Origin of the sequence: Enterococcus sp. DIV1368b, from assembly GCF_050529595.1 — a bacterium.
Lineage (GTDB): Bacteria > Bacillota > Bacilli > Lactobacillales > Enterococcaceae > Enterococcus_B > Enterococcus_B mundtii.
This window is the reverse complement of sequence record NZ_CP172883.1, coordinates 983843-1004719: the sequence shown is the minus strand read 5'-3', so window position 1 is coordinate 1004719 and position 20877 is coordinate 983843. Positions and strand designations below refer to the sequence as shown.

The window sequence follows — 20877 nt, the reverse complement described above, 5'->3', positions numbered from 1 at the left end:
GTCTCTTTTATCATTTTGCCTTTAATTTTGTATGATCATGGAATGTTGTTTTTGTTTCGCTGACTTTTTTGCACGCAATGCACTTAAAATGGAAACTGTATCAACCACTTCTTGAAGCATCGCGCCAAACAACGCTGGAATGACTCCTGTACTGGCAACAATCATCAAAAAGACACAAACAAAGATACCGATCAAAACAGATTGTTTCGCTACTTTCATCGTTTCCCGAGAAATCATCACTGCTTCTGCCACTCGTTCTAAATCATCCTTTAAAATGACGACATCTGCGCTTTCACTTGCAGCAGTTGAGCCATGGGCGCCCATCGCGATGCCTACATCCGCGACAGTCAAGGCAGGAGCATCATTGACACCATCTCCTACCATCGTGACAGGCCGCTTTTCTTTGGGGATACTAGTTAAAATCGTTAATTTATCTTGTGGTAAACAACGTGCATGAACTTCGGTCAAGCCAACTTCCTCGGCAATTGCTTCTGCAACCGTACGACCATCCCCAGTCACCATCAGTAAGTCGGTGATGCCTTGAGCTTTCAAGTTTGCGATTGTTTTACTTGCTTCTGGACGGATCGTGTCTGAGAAGTAGATCGTTCCGGCATATTTTCCATCAATTGCCACATAGATCGCAGTCGTATCTGTTTTAGCTTCCGGAACATCAATAAAGCGTGCATTCCCTACTTTAACCTGCATGCCATCAACCGTAGCTGTAATCCCTTGCCCTGAGATTTCTTTTAAATCAGTGACTGGTAACAATTGGGGAACTGCTTGAACTAAGGAACGGGCCAAGATATGGGCTGAGCCTTGTTCCGCACTCGCCGCTACACGTAATAATTCCACTTCTGAAAACCCATCAACTGGAGCGACACCCGTTACTTCAAGTATCCCTTTGGTGATCGTTCCTGTCTTATCAAACGCAATCGTTTTGGTCTCTGCTAATTTTTCCACAGCGGTACCAGTCTTGACAACGATCCCACTTTTACTTGAGCGACTCATTCCCGCTACTAGAGCGACAGGTGCAGCCAAAATCAATGGACATGGTGATGCTACAACTAAGACTTGCGCAAAGCGCACAGGATCACCACTGACCCACCAAGCGATCCCACCGATCACATAAGCGATCAGAGTAAAGGGAACAGCATAACGATCTGCTAGACGGACAAAACGTGCGGGTTTTTCTTTCGATTCCTCTACTAGTTTGATAATTAATTGATACTGGCTATCTTCTGCCCGTTTCTCAACCACCATTTTGACAGATGAGTCCCCATTGACCGAACCGGACATCAATTCATCACCGACTTTCTTGCTCATCGGTTTTGCTTCTCCAGTCAATGACGCTTCGTCAAAAGTAGATTCCCCCATGATCACTCGTCCGTCAGCTGGAACGATTTCCCCTGGTTTGATCACCAGATGATCGCCGATCTCAAGTGTGTCTACCGCAACATCCAGTTGTTGATCTCCTTGCAATTTATGGGCAGTTCTTGGCGTATTATCTAATAGGGATTGCAATTCCTGACCTGCTTTTTTTTGTGCATAGTCTTCCAAACTTTCGCCACCTGTCAACATGATCAAAATCATCAAACTCGCCCAATATTCATTGACGAGCAATGTCGCAACAATAGCTGTAATTGCTAAAATATCGACCCCATATTTCCCTGAACGTAGCGTTTTGATCATTTCGACAAACATCAAGAAGGCGAGTGTACCACCGGTGATAGCAATGATCATAAACGCAAGGCGAGGACGGTCGAACATAAACTCACTGATGAGGGCCACCGCTCCAATCAGTAGTGTCATCGCAAATTTTTTAAAATGTGTCATTTCGTTCAGCTCCTTTCTCCACATTTAGAATACCTGTTCTCTAAAGCCATTTGAACTAAAAACCCCTAAATGAAAACAACTATCACTCTCATGTAGTTTGACGTTTATTTTTAGTTAACTCACTTGTGTACCTTTTTTAGTCAAACTGTGCTATACTTTTAATTCGTTATTTACGGCGGAAGGAGTAAACGATGCAATGAATGAAAGACAATTAGAACAACAGCATGTGGAAGAAACCACACAAATGATCCAACTTGAACAACGCCTATTGAATCGCAAATTAAGCGACTTGACTGAAAAAATGAATGACTCCACAAAAGAAACAGCTAATCACAAAATACGTAGCGGCTCCAACGAGTCTTTTTATGAGTCAGTGGTCGAATACCGCCAACATGAACAAGAATTGCTTTTAAAATACCACACATTAGAATCTCAGCAAAAACGTCTGCAAACATTAGAAGTAATGAAAGACAGTCCTTACTTTGCTCGTATCGATTTCAAAGAAGAGACGGAAAAAGAAACTCTCTATCTTGGCATCGCCTCATTGAGAGATACAGAAGAAGAAACCATCGTGATCGACTGGCGTGCACCGATCGCTAACCTGTATTACGAAGGAGAAATCGGTCCTGCTTTTTATGAAACAGATGTCGAAAAAATCGACGTCGAACTTCTCTTGAAACGACAGTTCAAAATCGTTGAAGGAAAAATCGTCTCTATGGTCGATACATCTGAAGTCATCAATGATGATTTTCTATTAGAAATCTTGGATGACGCATCAAGTGCTCACATGAAAAACATCGTTTCAACGATCCAAAAAGCACAAAATGCCATCATCCGTGACACCAACAGTAAAGTGATGCTGATCGAAGGAATTGCTGGAAGCGGTAAGACTTCAGCATTACTTCAACGTATCGCATTCATCCTTTATCACAATCGGAAATGGCTGGATGCTGAGAACGTCTTATTGTTCTCACCAAACCATCTGTTTTCTGATTACATCTCCACTGTTTTACCATCTCTTGGTGAAAGTGGTGTTCCGACACAAACCTTCAAAAATTATTTACAGCAATTGGTTCCTGAATTTGAGTTGACTGAAGAAGAACAACAAGAAGTCGGTTTCCTTTCTGGTGCTGATGACCCGATAAAAACGTTGAAATCCGGATTGACTTTCGTGGATCATCTTGAGACTTACATCCAGACGATCACTGATTTTGGTCCATTGTTCCGTGAGATGAAAATCAATGGTCGAACGATCCTATCCAAAGAAGCGATCCGAAGATGGTACCAAGAAACCAATGAACTACTTCCATTGCATCAACGTCTATCTTTATTACAGACAAAGTTATTGAAAAAATTGGGCGGCCTGCAAAAGGATGAAACCCGTCAGAAATGGGTCAAAGAACTTGCAGAAGAACAACTTCAAGAACTATATGCAACCGATCCAAATTTAGAATACACCGAACAAAAAGAAAAATCATTGCGTAAAAAACTCACGAATCAAATCGTGAAAAAAAGATTCCGTAAAGTTCACCGAGGAATTTTACATTATCAATTCGTCAACTTACCGAAACAGTTTCTTCACTTTTTACAAACGATTCCTAAAACGATGTTAACCGCACATGGAATCAGCGAAACTTCTTGGAACGAACATCTTCAAGAAGTCAAAATGAACTTACGGAAAAGAGAATTGCCGCAGGAAGACGCCGTCTTGTACTTCCTATTGATGCGTCGAATCCATCCTGTATCAGTCACACAAAAGGCAAGGTATATTTTCATTGATGAAATGCAAGATTTTGCTCCTTCGCAGGTCGCATTGCTGCAATCAATCTATCCAACTGCCAATCTAACATTTTGTGGGGATCTGAACCAAAATGTTTTTGGGAACGAGACGATCACTGGTTCGCTAGAGTCGCTTTTCCCAGAGAAAGAAGTGACCCAATTCCAATTGACGACGAGCTATCGCTCCACGAAGCAAATCACTGATTTTGCCAATCATTTCTTAGCTCACGACAATCTTGTAGAAACAACGGCTCGTGAAGGTCGCCTACCGTTGATCGTCCAAAGTGATTCATCTGTAAGTAAAATCAATTGGTTGGAACAAACGATCATTGACACGAAAGAGCAAGCAAAATATTGGCGTACTGCGATCATTGGTAAAACGATCGCTGAATGTGAAGCACTCTATGAACAATTGCCTAGTTCGCTAAAAGATCAAGTCCAATTGATTGCGGACGAGTCTGATTTTATGAAACGTTCAATTATTCTTCTTCCTGCTTATCTAGCAAAAGGATTAGAATTTGACCGAGTCTTTTTATGGAATGTCGATGATGCACATTTTAATTCAGGTCATGACAAACAAATCTTATATACGATGTGTACGCGTGCTATGCATGAATTGATCCTCTTCACATCAGCGAAAGACGCTTCTTTTCTACAAACAATGGCTACTGAAAATCATGAGTCTCTCGCTTTAGATTGATTCGTTATTAAAAATAAAAAGCATCAGGGGAATCAGTCCTCTCCCACCACTTTAAACTGAATATAAGGCGAGAACAGAAGTAACCTCTTCAAAAAATAAGGCGCCAGCCACAAAAATTGAAAAAACAATTTTCGTGGCTGGCGCCTTATTTCTCGAGGCTAAACACTTCTGTCTCTGCCTCTTTTTATTCATCTATCGGTCACAACATCAAATCTGTGTTTGGGTATTTCAAACGAACAAGTGAGACGATCATTCGCAATTCTTCGATATTTTCGGGATATTCTGGGTCAAATACTTTACTATGGCGACCAATCCCTCCATTATCGATCAGACGATAAATACGATTCCAATCCATAAATTGTTCGACTGTTTGGAAATTACTGATCGGGTAACCCCCACTATCCAATATTTCTGATACACGAAAAGCCAAATAAGCTGTATCAATGACTTTTTCTTTTTTCGTATCTACTTTTTGACTTGTCTCAATCAATATCTTTTCTGGTTGATGCTTCAGACTCCAGTCCAATAATAAAAAGAAAGCTTCCATCCGATAATCTTCTTCAAACAACTGAAATGCTGAGTCAGAACGTCGAAAAAGCAATGGAATCAAATATTTTTTTTTATAGATCAGCATGGGCGCGCGATCAACCATACATTCTAGGTAACGATTCAAATAGCCTGTGCCTATATAGTTTCCTAAACGATAGCCTTCTACCCCATAAGGTGCATATTTTTGTGCAAGCTTTGAGCAATCGGTGATATTGACTGCCAACTCTTCTACTTTTTGGTAACCGCTTAGAATACGTTCGAAAGGCTCTAGATTAATTTTTGCTTCCATTATTCTTTCCCCGCCTACATCAAATTACTATTCGTTTACTCACGATACTTTAATAATAACACAGGTTGAAATAGAAATGATAATAAATCACAAAAAAACTGTAACAAATAACACAGGATTTTTAATTTAGCTACTCTGTACTTGTTCTCTTTCTTTCACATCGTATGACTATACTTCATTTTTAGAATCGACAAAAAATCCCTTTACGAGAAAAAGTTGGATAAATAAAAGATCAAAAGCAAAACATGACAATGGCTTTTCAAACAGAATAACGGCTGTTTGTTTTTTAGGAAAATAAAAAAGTGTCTGGACATTCATCCTCTTACAACACTTAAAACTGAACAAACGGCGGGAACAGAAGTATATCTTCAGAAATAAGGCGTCAGCCACAAAAATTTGAAAAACAATTTTCGTGGCTGGCGCCTTATTTCTCGAGGCTAAACACTTCTGCCATGGCCTCTTCTATCCGCTTTATTCAATTAATCTTCTAAGGCAACATTATGGAAGACATGTTGGACATCTTCTAGATCTTCTAATACATCGATCATTTTTTCGAATTGTTCCAAGTCTTCGCCAGTCAACGTCACTTCATTTTGAGGGATCATTTGGATCTCCGCAATTGAAAAGTCAGTGATGCCTTTTTCTTTTAGTGCTTCTTGGATACTGTGGAAATCTGGCACTTCTCCGTAAACGATGATTTGGCCATCTTCTTCCATGACATCACGCACATCAATGTCCTTTTCCATCAAGTATTCTAAGATCTCATCTGCATCTTCACCGGCAAAACCAAAAATCGCGGTATTGTCGAACATATAAGATACTGCCCCAGAGACGCCCATATTTCCGCCGTTTTTACCGAATGCTGCACGCACATCAGCGGCTGTTCGGTTGACGTTGTTGGTCAATGTGTCTACGATCACCATTGAGCCATTTGGTCCAAATCCTTCATAGCGCAATTCAGAGTATGTTTCATCCCCTGAACCTTTTGCTTTTTCGATTGCTCGGTCGATGATATGTTTTGGTACATTGTAAGTTTTAGCGCGTTCAATGACGAAACGTAGTTTTTGGTTAGCGTGTGGGTCAGGGTCACCTGATTTTGCTGCTGCATAGATTTCAATTCCGAACTTCGCATAAACTCGGCTGTTATTTGCATCTTTAGCTGTTTTTTTAGCTACGATATTGGCCCATTTACGTCCCATAGTTTCACTTCGCTTTCTGATTTGATATAAGATAGATTCTTTTTGATTCGTGCGGGAACACACAAAACGTCCTGTTTCATTATACTTGTGAATCAGGTTTATGTGAAGCTTTTTTTCTCTTCGATCGTTTCGATAAAGACTGGTTTTCGCCCAAATACTTGTTCCGCTACCTCGCCACCTAAGCGATAGATTTGATCACTGCGAACGAGTAGTTTTGCCACTTGCGCTTCTTTTTTGCCGATTTTCGCAAAAAGGGCTAAGGTTTTTTTATTTTTGAGACATGCTCTACCTGCTGTTGTAAAGCCCAACACATGGATGTATTCTTGCATCTGTTGCTCTCTCATCTCTTCTTTTTGGATATTTAATAACACGTAGCATGACAAGCGCTGGATCCTCGTCCACGTATAGCGTTTTGTTTTGACTTGTTCGACAAACTCGTAAAATGTATTAGCTGTCTTTGCCGCTTCTAACATCCTGATCTCTAAACCTTCCGTCATCTGGTAGATTTTTTGCAACGAGTCAACGGTGGAAGAAAGAAGACGGTATTTTAGCAAGGGCCAATAGGATGTCCAAGTTTGCAAACTTGCTATTTTTAAAAACGTCTCTGTCTCTGATGGAACTGTTGCAGAAATCGATCGACTTTCAGTTAGTGCTTTACGAATCGCTGTGGCACTGGCTATTGTTTCTTCTGATAAGTCTTCATCATGATAGCCAGCCCCTTTACGGTTGATCGGAACTAATTCCATTGGATGTTCATACGTAGCATTTTCTTTTGCATAGCTCAACCCTAGAATATGATTGGGTGAAGAAAAGTCAAGTGAGATTTCTGGGTAGACATGTTTGAATACCTGTGTCATCTTTTGCGGATAACTCATTGTCTGATCAGGTAATTCTTGAAAAGCTTTGGTGATTTGATCCTGATGGTGCAAAACAAATTGACCGAATGCTTGATAATCGAAGGTCGCTTCATCTTCTGTTCCAAAACATAAATAGTCACAGTTTAATTTTTGCAACAGTTGAACTGCTCCTTTGGCAAAATAATCAGCAGATTGTACTGCCCACTCGATTGGTAATTCAACTACGAGATCCACTCCGTTTTGCAAGGCTACTTCTGCACGTTGCCACTTATCTAAAATCGCCGGTTCACCTCGCTGCAAAAAATTGCCACTCATCACCGCAATCACTACATCGGCACCGGTTCGTTCCCGTGCTTGTTGGACATGGTAAAGATGACCATTGTGAAAGGGATTATATTCAACAATGATGCCACATACTTTCATTCGCTTTTCTCCTTTCGCCTAGTAAAAAAGAAGAGACTAAGCTTTTTGATCCAGCCGTCTCTCCTTTTTATTGTTTGCTACAGTTCGTCAATTTCGCCTTCTTCTTTCTGGGCGACAAAAAACCAACGTCTGGATTCTTCGTTAGGTGTTTCGTCTGTAAAATCAGCGAATACTTCTACTTTAGCAAATCCGCTATTCTCTAACATCCGCAAGTAGTTTTCTAGTGGATACGTACGTTCTTGATGTAATTCATCCTCACGTGTGAACGTACCGTCTTTTTCTTGTGATTCGACAAAGAATGTCAAATAATGTTCAATGCTATGTTTTTCTTTCCCCGTATAACTGTCCCAAAGAAAGGCAAAATCGTCTCCTTGGTAATGATAACTATACTCCGGAAATACTTGATCGATTTGATAAACGGAATGGACATCAAACAAGAAACGGCCGTTTTCTTCCAATGCCTGATAGACTTCATCGAATACTTGTTGTACTTCTTGATCGTTTTGCATATAGCACAAAGAATCTGAGAAACAAGTGATGGCTTGGTATTGCCCACTCTCTGATAGATCTAACATATTCCCTTCAACAAATTGTACCGTTGCTTCTTCTTCATAGGCACGTTGACTGGCGATCATCAGCATTTCTTCTGATAGATCCAAACCAGTTACATTGTAGCCGTCTTTGGCAAAAGCCACAGCTAATGCTCCTGTACCACAAGCTAGTTCAAGGATGTTTTTAGTTGTTTCAGGCAAATGGCGTTTAGAAAATGCGAGCCATTGTTCATAAAGCCCGTCATCCATGACTTCATCGTAAATAAAGGCAAATGTTTCGTAGGCCATGCTAATCCAACCATTCAGTCAAATCGACAAGTGGCGCATCCGACCATAACTTCTCTAAATTATAAAAACCACGTTCTGGGGCATGGAATACATGGATGATCAAATCACCTAGATCGATCAGAATCCATTTGCCGCCTTCTTTTCCTTCTACGCGTTTTACTTCGTATTTGCTTTCTTCTTCTTTTTCAATGATTTCTTCCACGATGGCATTGATCTGACGTTCACTGTTTGCTGAACAGATCATAAAGTAGTCAGCTAATAGCGACACTTTACGGACGTCTAAAGCTAAAATATCTTCTGCACGTTTTGAATCTGCTGCTTGGACAGCGATTTTTAATTGTTCTTTACTATCGATGATGATTTCCTCCTAATGGGTCAGCTATTTTGCCACCCAATGATTATATGTTTCAATTGTTTTTGGATAAATTTTGCTTTCTTGCGCAATCAAATGTGCTAATGTATGTTTGGTTTCGAATGCAACTGCTTCATCTAAATCGATCATGGCAATCTCACGGGCTTCTTTGACACCTGGAAAAGAACGTCCTGGTTCGATATAGTCAGCCACATAGATGACTTTATCGAGTAAGGACATCTCAGCAGCTCCTGTCGTATGGAGACGGATTGCTTGTAAGATCTCCTCATCAGTGATGCCTAATTCTCGTTCAACAAATGATGCACCGACTAATCCGTGCCAAATTGCATTTCCATAAGCTAATAACTCTGGGTCAAGTTGCTCACGTTCGATGAATAAGATAAACTCATCGTCTGGTCGTTCTTTCGCATAATCATGTGTCAATGCGGCGATACTCGCTTTTTCTGGCGAGCAACCATACCTTTCAGCAAGTGCAACAGCTGTTTGTTCTACACCCAAGACATGTTTGAAGCGCTGTTCACTCATTCTCATTTGGACTTTTTGCATCAAAATTTCTCGAGTATAGGCCGTATAATCTGTACTATAATTCATGTTGATACAATCCTTCTTTCTGAATATAATCCAAGACTTTATCTGGGATCAAATAACGGACGGAACAACCTTGTTGAATTTTTTGACGAATCTTTGTCGAACTTAGATCAATCTCAGGGACATCGACCCAGATCACAGGATACGGGGTTTCCACTTGATACCCACGTCGATGGATACCGACAAAGTGGACCATTGTCAATAACTCGTCGATTTTGTACCACTTTGGTAAATATTCGACCATATCACCGCCGATGATAAAATAGTAGTCCGTATCAGGATTATTTTGAGTCAAAGCCTTCATCGTGTCATACGTATAGCTTTTGCCGCCTCGTTCGATTTCAATCGTTTCAATCGTTAGAAAAGGATTGTCTTCGATCGCAAGTTCCAGCATGTTTAAGCGATGTTCTGCCGGTATAGTTGGCTTTTCATCCACATGAGGTGGTTGATAGGAAGGCATTAAACAGACATGGTCTAGTCCTAAATTCTGTCCTGCTTGTTCTGCCATCACTAGATGGGCTAGATGCACAGGATTGAAAGTTCCGCCCAAGATCCCCACCTGTTTTCTTTTCTCATAAAGATGGGGCATTTCTTTTGGAAATACTTGAGGTCGAACAAAGGATTTCGCTTGCGATTTCATCTTCGTCACTCCTTAGATTGCATGTACTTCTTTAGATATCCGTTGGTATTTCTCTTTAGATGATGCTTTGTATAAAACAAGCACGCGTCCGATGATCTGAACCACTTCACATGCGATGGCTTGTTCTAATACTTGTGCCACATCTTCCGCGATTTCATCTGTATTTTGCAACAATGATACTTTGATCAATTCTCTTTTTTCAAGTGCTTCTTCGATTTGGACGATCATCGCTTCATTGATCCCACCTTTACCGATTTGGAAAATCGGTTGTAGATGGTGTGCCTGACTACGTAAAAATCGTTTTTGCTTTCCTCTTAAACTCATGTTTTTCCTTCTTTCTTAAATCAGTGCTTTTCTTCTTAACACATGTACCCCTTTTGGCGCCCAGCCTGCGATGACTGCTGGTTCCGTTACCGTGATCCAGCCTAGTCCTGCAAAGACGATATCTGTCTTTTCTTTTACAGAAAACTCAAAGCGAACAAGTTCAGGGAATTCACTGACTTCATTCGGACGTGGTGGTTGCAATAAGCCGCCTACATGTTTTTCATAAAAAGCATCGGCTTTTTCTAATTTTGTCCGATGTAAATTGACATCATTTGATACATAAGCAATAAATGAACCTCGTTTGCCACTGATAAAGTCGAATCGAGCTAATCCTCCAAGGAAAAGCGTTTGACCTTCATTCAGCTGATACACCTTAGGCTTGATTTCCTTTGTCGGTGCGATGATACGTAAGTCTTTTTTGCCTAAATAGTGGGCCATTTGATGACGATGGATAATTCCTGGTGTATCGATCAAAAATTGGCCATCATCCAATGGGATCTCGATTTTGTCTAACGTTGTTCCTGGGAACTGCGAAGTCGTGATCACTTCTTGGACACCTGCCGTATTTTTGATGATCTGATTGATCAATGTCGATTTTCCGACATTCGTCACACCAACGATATATACATCTCGACCCTCACGATATTTTTCGATTTTCTCTAGAAGTGTTGTCATTTCAGGTGCTTTTTTTGCGCTTGTCAACAACACCTCAACAGGTCTTAGCCCTGCTTCATGGGCACGCTCATTCATCCATTGGATCATTTTTGATTTTTTCAATGATTTAGGTAAAATATCGACTTTATTTCCTACCAAAAGAACAGGATTATTGCCGACAAAACGATGTAAACCAGGAATCAGTGAGCCGTTGAAATCAAAGATATCAACCACATTGACGATCAATGCGTCTTTTTGTCCTAATTCATTTAGTAATCGCAAGAAATCATCATCTGTCAATGATACATCTTGGATCTCATTATAATGTCTCAAACGGAAACAACGTTGACAATAAACATCCCCTGTTGCTAACCCTTTTTCGAGTGCTGCTTTTGGTGTATAGCCTAATTCATCAGGATATTCTGTTTGGATCATCACGCCACAACCGATACATTGCAATTCTTCGTTCATTCAATGCCACCTCGCCAATCCATATCTGGATGTTTCTTTACTAAATAACTCATGATCTTACGTTCCCAGAACCGATTGAATTTCGTCTTCCAACTATCAGTTTCAATGATTGGTTTAACTAAGACACTACGGATACCGGCACTATTCGCGCCACGAATATCGGTCATGATCTGATCACCGATCATGATGATCTCTTCATCTGCCAGATCCAACATTTTTTTTGCTTTATTGATTCCCACTGGCAAAGGCTTCAACGCTCTTGCAACATAAAGTAGCTCAAATTTTTTAACTGCACGAGCTACGCGTTCTGAGTTGTTGTTAGAAACAACGACTACTGGTATGCCCGCATTTCTCATTTCTAAAATCCAAGTGAACAATTCTTCCGTTCCATCTGGATTATTCCAAGCAATCAGTGTATTATCAAGGTCCGTCAAGACGGCTTTGATCCCTAGTTTTTTCAGTTGTGCAGGGGTAATTTTATAGACGGCTTCTACCATCCATGTAGGTTTATAATTTGAAAACATGTTGTCTCCTCATCTGCAAAAAATGAAGGAGCACGATATGTACTCCTCAACCCCATATTATACTGTAAAATCTAAAAAAAAACTACCTCTATACATTAAACCTTTTAATGGAGGGAATAACAGAAGAAACCAACTCCAAAAAATAAGCAACCAGCTCATAAAATAGATTCTTCTATTTCTGGAGTTGGTTGCTTATTACTGAAAGAGTTACTTTTGGAACATCATTCATACAATTTTAGAAAAACCTAAAGAACTGAAATCACTATCCATAGGTAATGTTGGAAAAAGAGCGCCATTCCTTATATCTTAATTTTTACTACAGTACTTTGGCCAAAAAATCGATGGTCCGAGGCTGGCTCGTCCGCTCCAGCACTTCACTAGGTGTCCCCTCTTCCACGATCTGTCCTTGATCCATAAAGATGATTCGATCACCCACTTCTTTCGCAAAGCCGATTTCATGAGTGACAATGACCATCGTCATCCCTTCTTGTGCCAATTGCAACATAACCGAGAGTACTTCACCCACCATTTCTGGATCAAGTGCCGAAGTGGGCTCATCGAACAACATGACGTCTGGTTGCATTGCCAACGCTCGGGCAATCGCTATCCGTTGCTGCTGTCCACCTGATAAAGAGTAAGGATAGGCGGTGGCTTTATCTGACAAGCCAACTTTTGCCAATAATTCCAAAGCGATCGCCTCGGCTTCTTTCTTAGGCATTTTTTTCACTTTGATTGGTGATAAGGTGATATTTTCTAATACTGTCATATTGGGAAATAGATTGAACTGTTGAAAAACCATGCCCATTTTTTCTCTTGTTTTAAAAATATCGTGTTGCTTGTGTGTGATATCCGTTCCCTCAAACTCCACCGTACCAGCTGTAGGGGATTCGAGTAGATTCAAACAACGGAGAAACGTACTTTTTCCTGAACCTGAAGGACCGATGATCACCACGACCTCCCCGGCGGAAATGGTCGTAGTAATTCCTTTCAATACTTCTGTTTCTGCAAATGATTTACTTAGCTGTTTGATCGATACTATTGATTTTTCCATACGACATTCTCTCCTAACGTTGATACCCTTTTCCGAGTTTTTTCTCCCAACTACTCAACAACCGCGATGTTACAAAGGTCATAACGAAGTATAACCCTGCGGCAATAAAATAAGGTTCCAATGGGATATAGGAGTTTGAGATAACGATTTGAGCAGATCCCATCAATTCATTGATACCGATCACTGTCAGTAAAGAAGAATCTTTGATCAACGTGACAAACTCATTTCCTAATGGTGGCAAAATATTTCTCAACGCTTGTGGGAAAATGACATAACGCATCGCCTGTACAGGACGTAAGCCTAGTGAATACGAAGCTTCTGTTTGTCCCATATCAACAGCCGCAATTCCTCCACGGATGATTTCAGCAACATACGCCCCAGAGTTCAGTGATAATACGATGATTCCTGGTATCAAACGCCCTAAGTCGATCGTTAAAATCCCCACGGACCAATCCACCGCTGGAAAGAAACGTTGCAATAAGATGAATCCGATCATGATCTGCAATAACATCGGTGTGCCTCTTAATAATTCGATATAACTATTAGCTAACCAATTCAAAGGCTTGATCTTTGAGCGCTTCAATAATGCCATGGCTAAGCCGATCATTGTACCAAAGATGACAGTCAAGATCGAAATGACGATCGTAACGACCGCGCCGGATAAAAAATAAGGTAAGTACTTATCTAAAAACGAAAAATTCACACTGCGTCCCTCTATTCTGTCGCTGTTTGTTCAGCTAGTTCATGATTTTTTTTGATGAATTCATCGATTTTTTCCTCATCACTTAGTTTTTTGATAATTTTATTCAACTCTTCTTGTAATTCTGTACTCCCTTTTGGTAAGGCAATAGCAAAAGCTTCATCGTCTGATTGTTCTAAAGGAATATCTGCAATCATCAAGTTGGGATTTTGAGCGATATATGCTTCGGCAATCGTTTGTTCAACGACCATGCCATCCAGCGAACCTTGATTGATCTCGATCACCATATTTGGTACTTTATCGATCGTGACTACTTTAGCTTCTTTGATTTGTTCGTTGATCACTGCTTCTTGGATCGAGCCTTTTTGCGCCCCTAAGCTTTTACCTGCCAAGCGATCAATGCTTGTTAACGTGTCTTCATCTTTTTTATTGATCACGAGAACTTGTGGCGGATTGTAGTAATTATCGGTGAAATCAAATTGTTCTTTCCGTTCTGCGGTCGCTGAAATTGCTGAAATCGCTACATCGACTTTTCCTTCTTTTAAAGAGGCTAACACTGTATTGAAACTCATATCTGAAAGCTCCAGTTTCACACCAAGTTCATCTGCAATGGCATTTGCTAAATCAATGTCTGATCCGACGATTTGATCTTTCCCATCGACGATCGTATGAAATTCAAACGGCGCATAATCAGCAGATGTTGCTACTTTCAATACACCACTTTCCTTGATTTCTGCCAATTGATCGTTTGATTCTGCTGCATCCCCATTACCACACGCTCCTAATGCAAATGTTGTAACTAAAAATAAAATAATTCCTGAAATCTTTTTCATTATCTCGCCCCTTATTCATTTTGTTCTGTCATTATAGCATGAAAATTTCAAAAATAAATCATTTTTTGTATATTTATTTATTTTATTTCACTTTTATGCTTTAATGATGAATAATAATCACGAATTAAGAATATTTATTTTAATATTTCAAGGGAAGAAATGAAAAAAAGCTGAAAACCAAGTCTCAGCTTTTTTTATTTGATTTTCAGTCTATTTTACTTTGTTTTTCAAGGCCAAACACCTCTGTACCAAGCTCATTAGTTCCGCTGATTTACGCTAAATCACACAATTAATATCGTATGTCATCTTGATTTGTTCAATTCTTGTAAACTATTGTTTTCTTTCTTGATTTTCAATTTTGATTACATTTTGCATTAGATAAGCAACTCCGTTAACTGTATCTGCAAATGAAATAGAATTCGCAAAAGAATTAACTGAGCGATATTTGTCCCATAGTTTTTCCAAATAATCGCTCCCTTTTATTTTTTCGATTTCCCTTTCATAATAAAAAGATAACGGTTTGTTGTCTCCACGTTTTGTAAATGTATTTCGGACACTTTTATATAGCTCTTTCATATCAATATTTTCTAGTTTTGGGATGGCAAATAGGTCGTAGTAATCTTTCAATCTCGAATTGTCTGTCCCAAAGCTAAATGTAGCACTCAGCTTTTCTGCAATAATCTGTTCTGTTGGATAAGCTGGAATCTCTACTTTTTTATCTTCAAACATCAATTGATGATGATGTATATCTACTTCAGGATAAATAGAATCTCCTGTTGTTACATCCAATTTAAATGGGACACGTATTTTTTCTAAATGAGCAATCACTTTAATTTGAAACCCAGGATAAAAATCAATTTCCCTTGTCTCTTTAATCTCTTGAACAGAGAAAACAATTCCCTCTTTCGTAGGTTTACTAGTTAATTCATTAAAGATGTTCTTCAATTTTTCTTTAGTTAATTTACTATTTCTAAATGTCGTATCAATATCAATTGTTGTTCTTCTATCAATTCCATATTTTGAACCTAATAGAAAACCACCTTTCAAAATAAAGTCATTTTTATACTTCGATTCAGAGATTTGTTCAACTAAGCGATCCATCATAAAATGCCTTTGAACTAACTGTGCATTTAATCCTATACTTTTTGCAAGATTTCTTGTTTTTGCTGTAAATTGTGTAGGGGTCATATTTTCTCTCCATCAATACAAACTCTGCATATGATATTTCATTTCTTTTTCTACATGTAGTTTTGTCATATAATCTCTTAATTTACTTGGGTCTCTCATAGGATCTCTCATGTACTCTTTTAAAGCTTCTAATTTCATTTCGTATTCAATTTCATATCTCGGATTCCAAATATCACAAAGAGTTCGTTCCTTATCGTATATAATAATAGGATTTCCTTGAAAGGAAGTGCCCTCCACTTTCCCTAACTCGTATACTTCCTTCTTCACAAAATGAAATTGTAACTGTTGCTCTTTCGTAATTGAACGATTCACATTATAACCATGTGGAAAAGTCAAATGAATGAAGTTCGGCATGTTTGTAGAAAGTTGATATATATCTAATGTCGTTTCATGAGAAAATATTCCTCTGGAAAATCGTTGCTGAAGACAAAATAAATCATCGATTCCATGACCAGTCTCTACATAATAACCACGATCAACTTTCATCAAAATTCCTTGATTCACCAATCTTTGTACAGTAGTTGCTGAAATTCCTAATTTTCTAGCTTCCTTCATAGATAAATTTCCATCGCGAATACGCAACAACTCTTTCAGCTTATCTTTCATTTAATCCCCTCACTTACGTTACAAATACACTACATTAAACTTATCATAATAGTGTAATTGTAACAAGGCATTCTTTATGTGGGAAACAAATGGTCGATTACTGTGTAATGGATGTTTCGCGAATATCTGGATAATATAACTTCCTGAAAGCTATACCAAGACGATAAGATACGTTAGCAAGTTTATGCACACACCAAGAACGCCTTACACTATAACTATTCAGATGGCCTACTTAAATAGTTAAGTATCAATATCCAGCACTAAAAAGAAATACCTATGGTTTCAACAACTTTTAAAATTTCAAATCAAAAATCCTGATTCGGTACAGAAAAATATTTTTAATCAATTAAAAGAACAGGGAAAAGATGGTGCCCCCCTTCTTTCTGTTCAAATTATTCTGAAATTCCTCTACTTCAATAATCATTATGCAAGAAGCATCGTTTTTTAAGGCTATTCCTTTACTCAACTATTCCTCATTCCCTGACACAAAACTATATTCAATCTTATGTATGTCAGCTAAGCGATTCCCCGTTTCATCTATCCAAGATAATTCTTTTCGATAATCCTTTCCGACTAATGTTGTCGTTTTCTTCTCCTGATTGACTTCGACTGTTACATATTTGATTTCTTTAACAAACATTTGAAAAAGTTCAGTCGTTTTTAAGTCTTGTTCTGCGGTTGTAAAATCAGATGTTAAAAATCATTCATTTTTTTATTTGCAATTATTTCATCAACAATAAAAAGTCCATCTAAATTAGAACACATTATCTAACCACCCATACAACTACTTGTTTTATCATTTAACTCGTAAAATAAGTATAAAAACAAGTTATTATCAAAAAAATATATGTTTTTCCTAATTTATTTCTTTTTTTAACTAGTAAATCATGCATATAATCACGTTAAATATACAAATCATAAACCAATTACTATACCTTCATATGATAAATCAGAAAAAACTGTAGAGTAAACTCTCTACAGTTAAATCAAAAAATCTTCTTAATATTTACGAAAACGTTGGTAGCGTTGTTCGATCAATTCTTCGGTTGGTTTCTGACAGAGTTCGGTCAGTTTTTCGATCAATGCTTTTTGCATCATACGCGCAACTTTTTCTTTGCCTAAAGGTTCTCCATTGAATGTTTCGGGGATCACTCGATCAATGACGTCTAACTCTAATAATTCACCAGCAGCGACTTTCATCAATTCAGCGGCTTCGGCTGCTCGGCTGCCGTCTTTCCAAAGAATCGAAGCAAAGCCTTCTGGTGATAAAACAGCATAGATCGTTTGTTCCAACATCCAGACTTCATCGGCTAATGCCAAGGCTAATGCCCCGCCACTACCGCCTTCACCAATAATGATACTGATGATCGGTACCTTCAAATCAGACATTTCCAATAGATTACGGGCAATCGCTTCCCCTTCGCCACGTTCTTCTGCACCGATCCCACAATAGGCACCTGCAGTGTTGATCAACGTGATGACCGGACGATTGAATTTTTCTGCTTGTTTCATTAAACGCAGTGCTTTACGGTAACCTTCTGGATGAGGTGAACCAAAATTCCGGCGAATATTTTCTTGCAAGTCGCGGCCTTTTTGGATGCCAATGACGGTCACAGGTTTTCCGGCTAGTTTTGCCACACCTCCGACAATCGCTTCATCATCACCAAATAAGCGATCACCATGAAACTCTTGGAAGCCTTCAAAAATCATTTCAAAAAAATCAAGACTTGTCCAACGATCTTTTGCCCGTGCCAGTTGGACGATATCATGAGCAGTTTTATTCATGGTTGATCCATCCTTTCTGCGTATGCAATTCTAATAATTGATGGATCGTGTCCTTGAGTTCTTTTCTTGGAACGATTTGATCCACAAAGCCATGTTCCAGTAAAAATTCTGCTTTTTGGAAATCTTCTGGTAGTTCTTGTTTGATCGTTTGTTCAATCACTCGGCGGCCAGCAAAGCCGATCAAACTTTGCGGTTCAGCTAAGATGATATCCCCTTCCATCGCAAAGCTGGCGGTAACACCACCTGTCGTCGGATCTGTTAAGACAGTCAAATAAAATAGCTGTTTATTGCTATGACGTTTGACCGCTGCGGAGATTTTGGCCATTTGCATGAGAGAGAAAATCCCTTCTTGCATCCGAGCTCCTCCTGAAGCAGTGAACAATACGACGGGTAATTTTTTACTCGCCGCACGTTCAAACAAGCGTGTGATCTTTTCCCCTACGATCGTGCCCATACTTCCCATGATAAAATTAGGGTCCATGACACCAATAGCAAAAGGAATACCTTTAATAGTCGCTTGACCAGTTAGAACTGCTTCATGTAAGCCAGTCTTTTCTTGCATCTTGCCGATCTTTTCTTGATAATCAGGAAAATCAAGGGGATCTTTTGTAACTAGATCCGTATCCCATTCCTCTAAACTTTTCTCATCAATGATCAACGCTAATCGCTGCCATGCGCCGATCCTAAAGTTATAACTACAGTGTGGACATACTTTTTCTTCCCCGATATCTTTTGTGTAGATGATATGTTTACAATTTGGGCATTTCGCCCACATATTGTCAGGGACCGATGGTGCATTCGTTGGCTTGATTTCTCGATTAGGATTGATTCGAATGTATTTTTTCTTTTTGAATAAAGCCATCTTATTCGTCTCCTATCTCCGTCTCGGGAATCCAATTTGGTAAAAACTCTTCTTGTAAGAATGCGGTACTGTAATCACCAGCAATCACTGCAGGGTGACTGATCAGATCCATTTGGAATTCAGCATTCGTGATCACGCCATCTGTCACGATCTCGCTCAATGCCCGTTGCATTTTCATCAACGCATCGAAACGTGTATCGCCATGTACGATGACCTTAGCAATCATTGAATCATAATAAGGCGGAATCGTGTAACCTGAATAAACCGCACTGTCGACCCTTAATCCCATACCACCAGCTGGCAGCAACAAATTATTGATTTTACCTGGTGAAGGCGCGAAATGAAATGCTGGATTTTCTGCATTGATCCGGCATTCGATCGCATGACCTTGGAAAATGATCTCTTCTTGTTGGATCTCTAATGGTCGTCCAGCCGCAACCTCGATTTGTTTTTTGACAAGATCGATATTTGTGACCATTTCAGTTACTGGATGCTCGACTTGGATGCGGGTGTTCATTTCCATAAAATAAAAATCACCGGATTCATCCATTAAGAATTCGATCGTTCCTGCATTTTCATAGTTCACTGCCTTTGCTGCTCTGACAGCTGCTGCACCTAAGTGATTTCGTTTTTCCTCAGAGATCACAACAGATGGTGACTCTTCTAAGACTTTTTGATTATTCCGTTGTAAGGAACAATCACGTTCACCTAGATGCAGAACATGACCAAATTGATCACCTAATATTTGCACTTCAATATGTCTTGCGGGATAAATGATTTTTTCCAAATACATATCATCGTTACCAAAAGCTGCTGCTGCCTCTTGTTGGGCGGATGAAAAATGTTGTGGTAATTCTTCTTTTGACAAAACTTTGCGGATTCCTTTACCGCCACCACCAGCAGCGGCTTTGAGCATCACTGGATAGCCGATTTTCTCTGCCACTTCCAGTGCTTCTTCAACAGTCGATAGCACACCATCACTACCTGGGATCACAGGAACATCTGCTTGTTGCATCAACTGACGTGCGTTGATTTTATTCCCCATATCATCGATCGTTTTGCTTTTAGGTCCAATAAAGACGATATTACATTCTTCACACATCGAAGCAAATCGACTGTTCTCAGATAAGAATCCAAATCCAGGATGGATTGCTTCTGCTTTTGTAACGATGGCTGCACTTAGAACTGCTTGTACATTCAAATAGGAATCTGTTGCTCTTGCAGGACCGATGCAGACGGCTTCGTCTGCTAATTGTGTGTGTAATGCCTCCGCATCCGCTTCAGAATAGACCGCAACGGTTTGGATTCCAAGCTCACGGCAGGCACGAATGATCCGTACGGCTATTTCGCCGCGATTTGCTATCAAGACTTTTGAAAACATAACTCACCTATCCAATCATAAAGGTTAATTCAGCTTCAGCAACTTTTTTGCCGTCCACTTTTGCAATTCCTTTGCCTATTCCTGCAGAAGACTTGATTTTAGTGATTTCCACTTCTAATATCAACGTATCTCCAGGAGTCACTTTTTTACGAAACTTCGCTTTATCTAATCCGCCAAAGTAAGCCGTTTTTCCTTTGAACTGTTCCAATGATAATAGGGCCACTGCTCCTGCTTGGGCCATCGCTTCTACGATCAATACCCCCGGCATCACAGGTTCTTCTGGAAAATGTCCTTGGAAAAAAGGTTCATTGATCGTCACATTTTTTTTAGCAACGATCCGTTCGCCTTCGACGATTTCTTCCACTCGATCAATCAGCAACAGCGGATAGCGATGAGGGATGATTTCTTTGATTTCTTGTATATTCATAG

At 39.5% G+C, this 20877-nt stretch carries 22 protein-coding genes; 1 reads left to right on the top strand and 21 read right to left on the bottom strand.

Features of this window, described 5'->3' with window-relative positions; all coding sequences use genetic code 11:
- Window positions 1–21: 21 nt before the first annotated feature.
- Window positions 22–1833 carry a heavy metal translocating P-type ATPase gene (locus tag IGJ19_RS04735; protein ID WP_430604443.1) on the bottom strand — a complete coding sequence of 604 codons (1812 nt, stop codon included), beginning with the start codon at window positions 1831–1833 and terminating at the stop codon, window positions 22–24.
- Window positions 1834–2029: 196 nt separating this feature from the next.
- Between IGJ19_RS04735 and helD the strand changes: the two genes are divergently transcribed.
- Complete coding sequence (gene helD, locus IGJ19_RS04730; protein ID WP_195514480.1) at window positions 2030–4312, top strand: RNA polymerase recycling motor HelD; 2283 nt, start codon at window positions 2030–2032, stop codon at window positions 4310–4312.
- Window positions 4313–4511: 199 nt separating this feature from the next.
- Here the strand turns inward: helD and IGJ19_RS04725 are convergent, their stop codons facing one another.
- The 20 genes from IGJ19_RS04725 to fabZ form a co-directional block, all read right to left on the bottom strand.
- Entirely contained in the window at window positions 4512–5150 is a 639-nt protein-coding gene (locus IGJ19_RS04725; RefSeq protein WP_071866062.1) for a hypothetical protein, read from the bottom strand.
- 479 nt (window positions 5151–5629) lie between these two features.
- Window positions 5630–6349 carry a YebC/PmpR family DNA-binding transcriptional regulator gene (locus tag IGJ19_RS04720; RefSeq protein WP_029594248.1) on the bottom strand — a complete coding sequence of 240 codons (720 nt, stop codon included), beginning with the start codon at window positions 6347–6349 and terminating at the stop codon, window positions 5630–5632.
- 98 nt (window positions 6350–6447) lie between these two features.
- The gene (locus IGJ19_RS04715; RefSeq protein WP_071866011.1) at window positions 6448–7629 is read right to left on the bottom strand and encodes a nucleotidyltransferase; all 1182 of its coding nucleotides are present in this window, start codon (window positions 7627–7629) and stop codon (window positions 6448–6450) included.
- A gap of 77 nt (window positions 7630–7706) precedes the next feature.
- Window positions 7707–8468 carry a class I SAM-dependent DNA methyltransferase gene (locus IGJ19_RS04710; RefSeq protein ID WP_066025699.1) on the bottom strand — a complete coding sequence of 254 codons (762 nt, stop codon included), beginning with the start codon at window positions 8466–8468 and terminating at the stop codon, window positions 7707–7709.
- A 1-nt stretch (window position 8469) separates the two neighbouring features.
- A complete protein-coding gene (gene rsfS / locus IGJ19_RS04705) occupies window positions 8470–8823 on the bottom strand; it encodes a ribosome silencing factor (protein WP_034688417.1) in 354 nt (117 codons plus the stop codon).
- A 24-nt stretch (window positions 8824–8847) separates the two neighbouring features.
- Window positions 8848–9432, bottom strand: coding sequence for a bis(5'-nucleosyl)-tetraphosphatase (symmetrical) YqeK (gene yqeK, locus IGJ19_RS04700; RefSeq protein ID WP_023519420.1), 585 nt, complete (start codon window positions 9430–9432; stop codon window positions 8848–8850).
- Window positions 9422–10069 (bottom strand): nicotinate-nucleotide adenylyltransferase, encoded by a 648-nt coding sequence (locus tag IGJ19_RS04695; RefSeq protein WP_010735862.1) that lies wholly within the window; start codon window positions 10067–10069, stop codon window positions 9422–9424. Before IGJ19_RS04695 ends, yqeK begins: the two co-directional genes overlap by 11 nt.
- 12 nt (window positions 10070–10081) lie before the next feature.
- The gene (gene yhbY / locus IGJ19_RS04690) at window positions 10082–10393 is read right to left on the bottom strand and encodes a ribosome assembly RNA-binding protein YhbY (protein ID WP_019724120.1); all 312 of its coding nucleotides are present in this window, start codon (window positions 10391–10393) and stop codon (window positions 10082–10084) included.
- Window positions 10394–10408: 15 nt separating this feature from the next.
- The gene (yqeH, locus tag IGJ19_RS04685) at window positions 10409–11518 is read right to left on the bottom strand and encodes a ribosome biogenesis GTPase YqeH (RefSeq protein WP_071866009.1); all 1110 of its coding nucleotides are present in this window, start codon (window positions 11516–11518) and stop codon (window positions 10409–10411) included.
- Window positions 11515–12042: a YqeG family HAD IIIA-type phosphatase gene (locus IGJ19_RS04680; protein ID WP_010735865.1), complete on the bottom strand. Its 528-nt coding sequence runs from the start codon at window positions 12040–12042 to the stop codon at window positions 11515–11517. The genes yqeH and IGJ19_RS04680 overlap by 4 nt, the downstream gene beginning before the upstream one ends.
- A gap of 316 nt (window positions 12043–12358) precedes the next feature.
- A complete protein-coding gene (locus IGJ19_RS04675; RefSeq protein WP_071866008.1) occupies window positions 12359–13093 on the bottom strand; it encodes an amino acid ABC transporter ATP-binding protein in 735 nt (244 codons plus the stop codon).
- Between the two features lie 13 nt (window positions 13094–13106).
- Entirely contained in the window at window positions 13107–13796 is a 690-nt protein-coding gene (locus IGJ19_RS04670; protein ID WP_074799754.1) for an amino acid ABC transporter permease, read from the bottom strand.
- 11 nt (window positions 13797–13807) lie between these two features.
- Window positions 13808–14626: a transporter substrate-binding domain-containing protein gene (locus tag IGJ19_RS04665; protein ID WP_074799755.1), complete on the bottom strand. Its 819-nt coding sequence runs from the start codon at window positions 14624–14626 to the stop codon at window positions 13808–13810.
- A gap of 330 nt (window positions 14627–14956) precedes the next feature.
- Complete coding sequence (locus IGJ19_RS04660) at window positions 14957–15814, bottom strand: nucleotidyl transferase AbiEii/AbiGii toxin family protein (protein WP_272018248.1); 858 nt, start codon at window positions 15812–15814, stop codon at window positions 14957–14959.
- Window positions 15815–15826: 12 nt separating this feature from the next.
- Window positions 15827–16420, bottom strand: coding sequence for a type IV toxin-antitoxin system AbiEi family antitoxin domain-containing protein (locus IGJ19_RS04655; protein WP_071866004.1), 594 nt, complete (start codon window positions 16418–16420; stop codon window positions 15827–15829).
- 466 nt (window positions 16421–16886) lie between these two features.
- The gene (locus tag IGJ19_RS04650) at window positions 16887–17060 is read right to left on the bottom strand and encodes a hypothetical protein (RefSeq protein WP_430604442.1); all 174 of its coding nucleotides are present in this window, start codon (window positions 17058–17060) and stop codon (window positions 16887–16889) included.
- Between the two features lie 359 nt (window positions 17061–17419).
- A complete protein-coding gene (locus IGJ19_RS04645; protein ID WP_142432975.1) occupies window positions 17420–18205 on the bottom strand; it encodes an acetyl-CoA carboxylase carboxyl transferase subunit alpha in 786 nt (261 codons plus the stop codon).
- On the bottom strand, window positions 18198–19067 hold the full coding sequence (gene accD, locus IGJ19_RS04640) for an acetyl-CoA carboxylase, carboxyltransferase subunit beta (RefSeq protein WP_062805459.1): 870 nt from the start codon (window positions 19065–19067) through the stop codon (window positions 18198–18200). The genes IGJ19_RS04645 and accD overlap by 8 nt, the downstream gene beginning before the upstream one ends.
- A 1-nt stretch (window position 19068) precedes the next feature.
- Window positions 19069–20448 (bottom strand): acetyl-CoA carboxylase biotin carboxylase subunit, encoded by a 1380-nt coding sequence (locus tag IGJ19_RS04635; RefSeq protein ID WP_142432974.1) that lies wholly within the window; start codon window positions 20446–20448, stop codon window positions 19069–19071.
- A gap of 7 nt (window positions 20449–20455) precedes the next feature.
- Window positions 20456–20875 (bottom strand): 3-hydroxyacyl-ACP dehydratase FabZ, encoded by a 420-nt coding sequence (gene fabZ, locus IGJ19_RS04630; protein ID WP_010735872.1) that lies wholly within the window; start codon window positions 20873–20875, stop codon window positions 20456–20458.
- Window positions 20876–20877 lie beyond the last annotated feature (2 nt).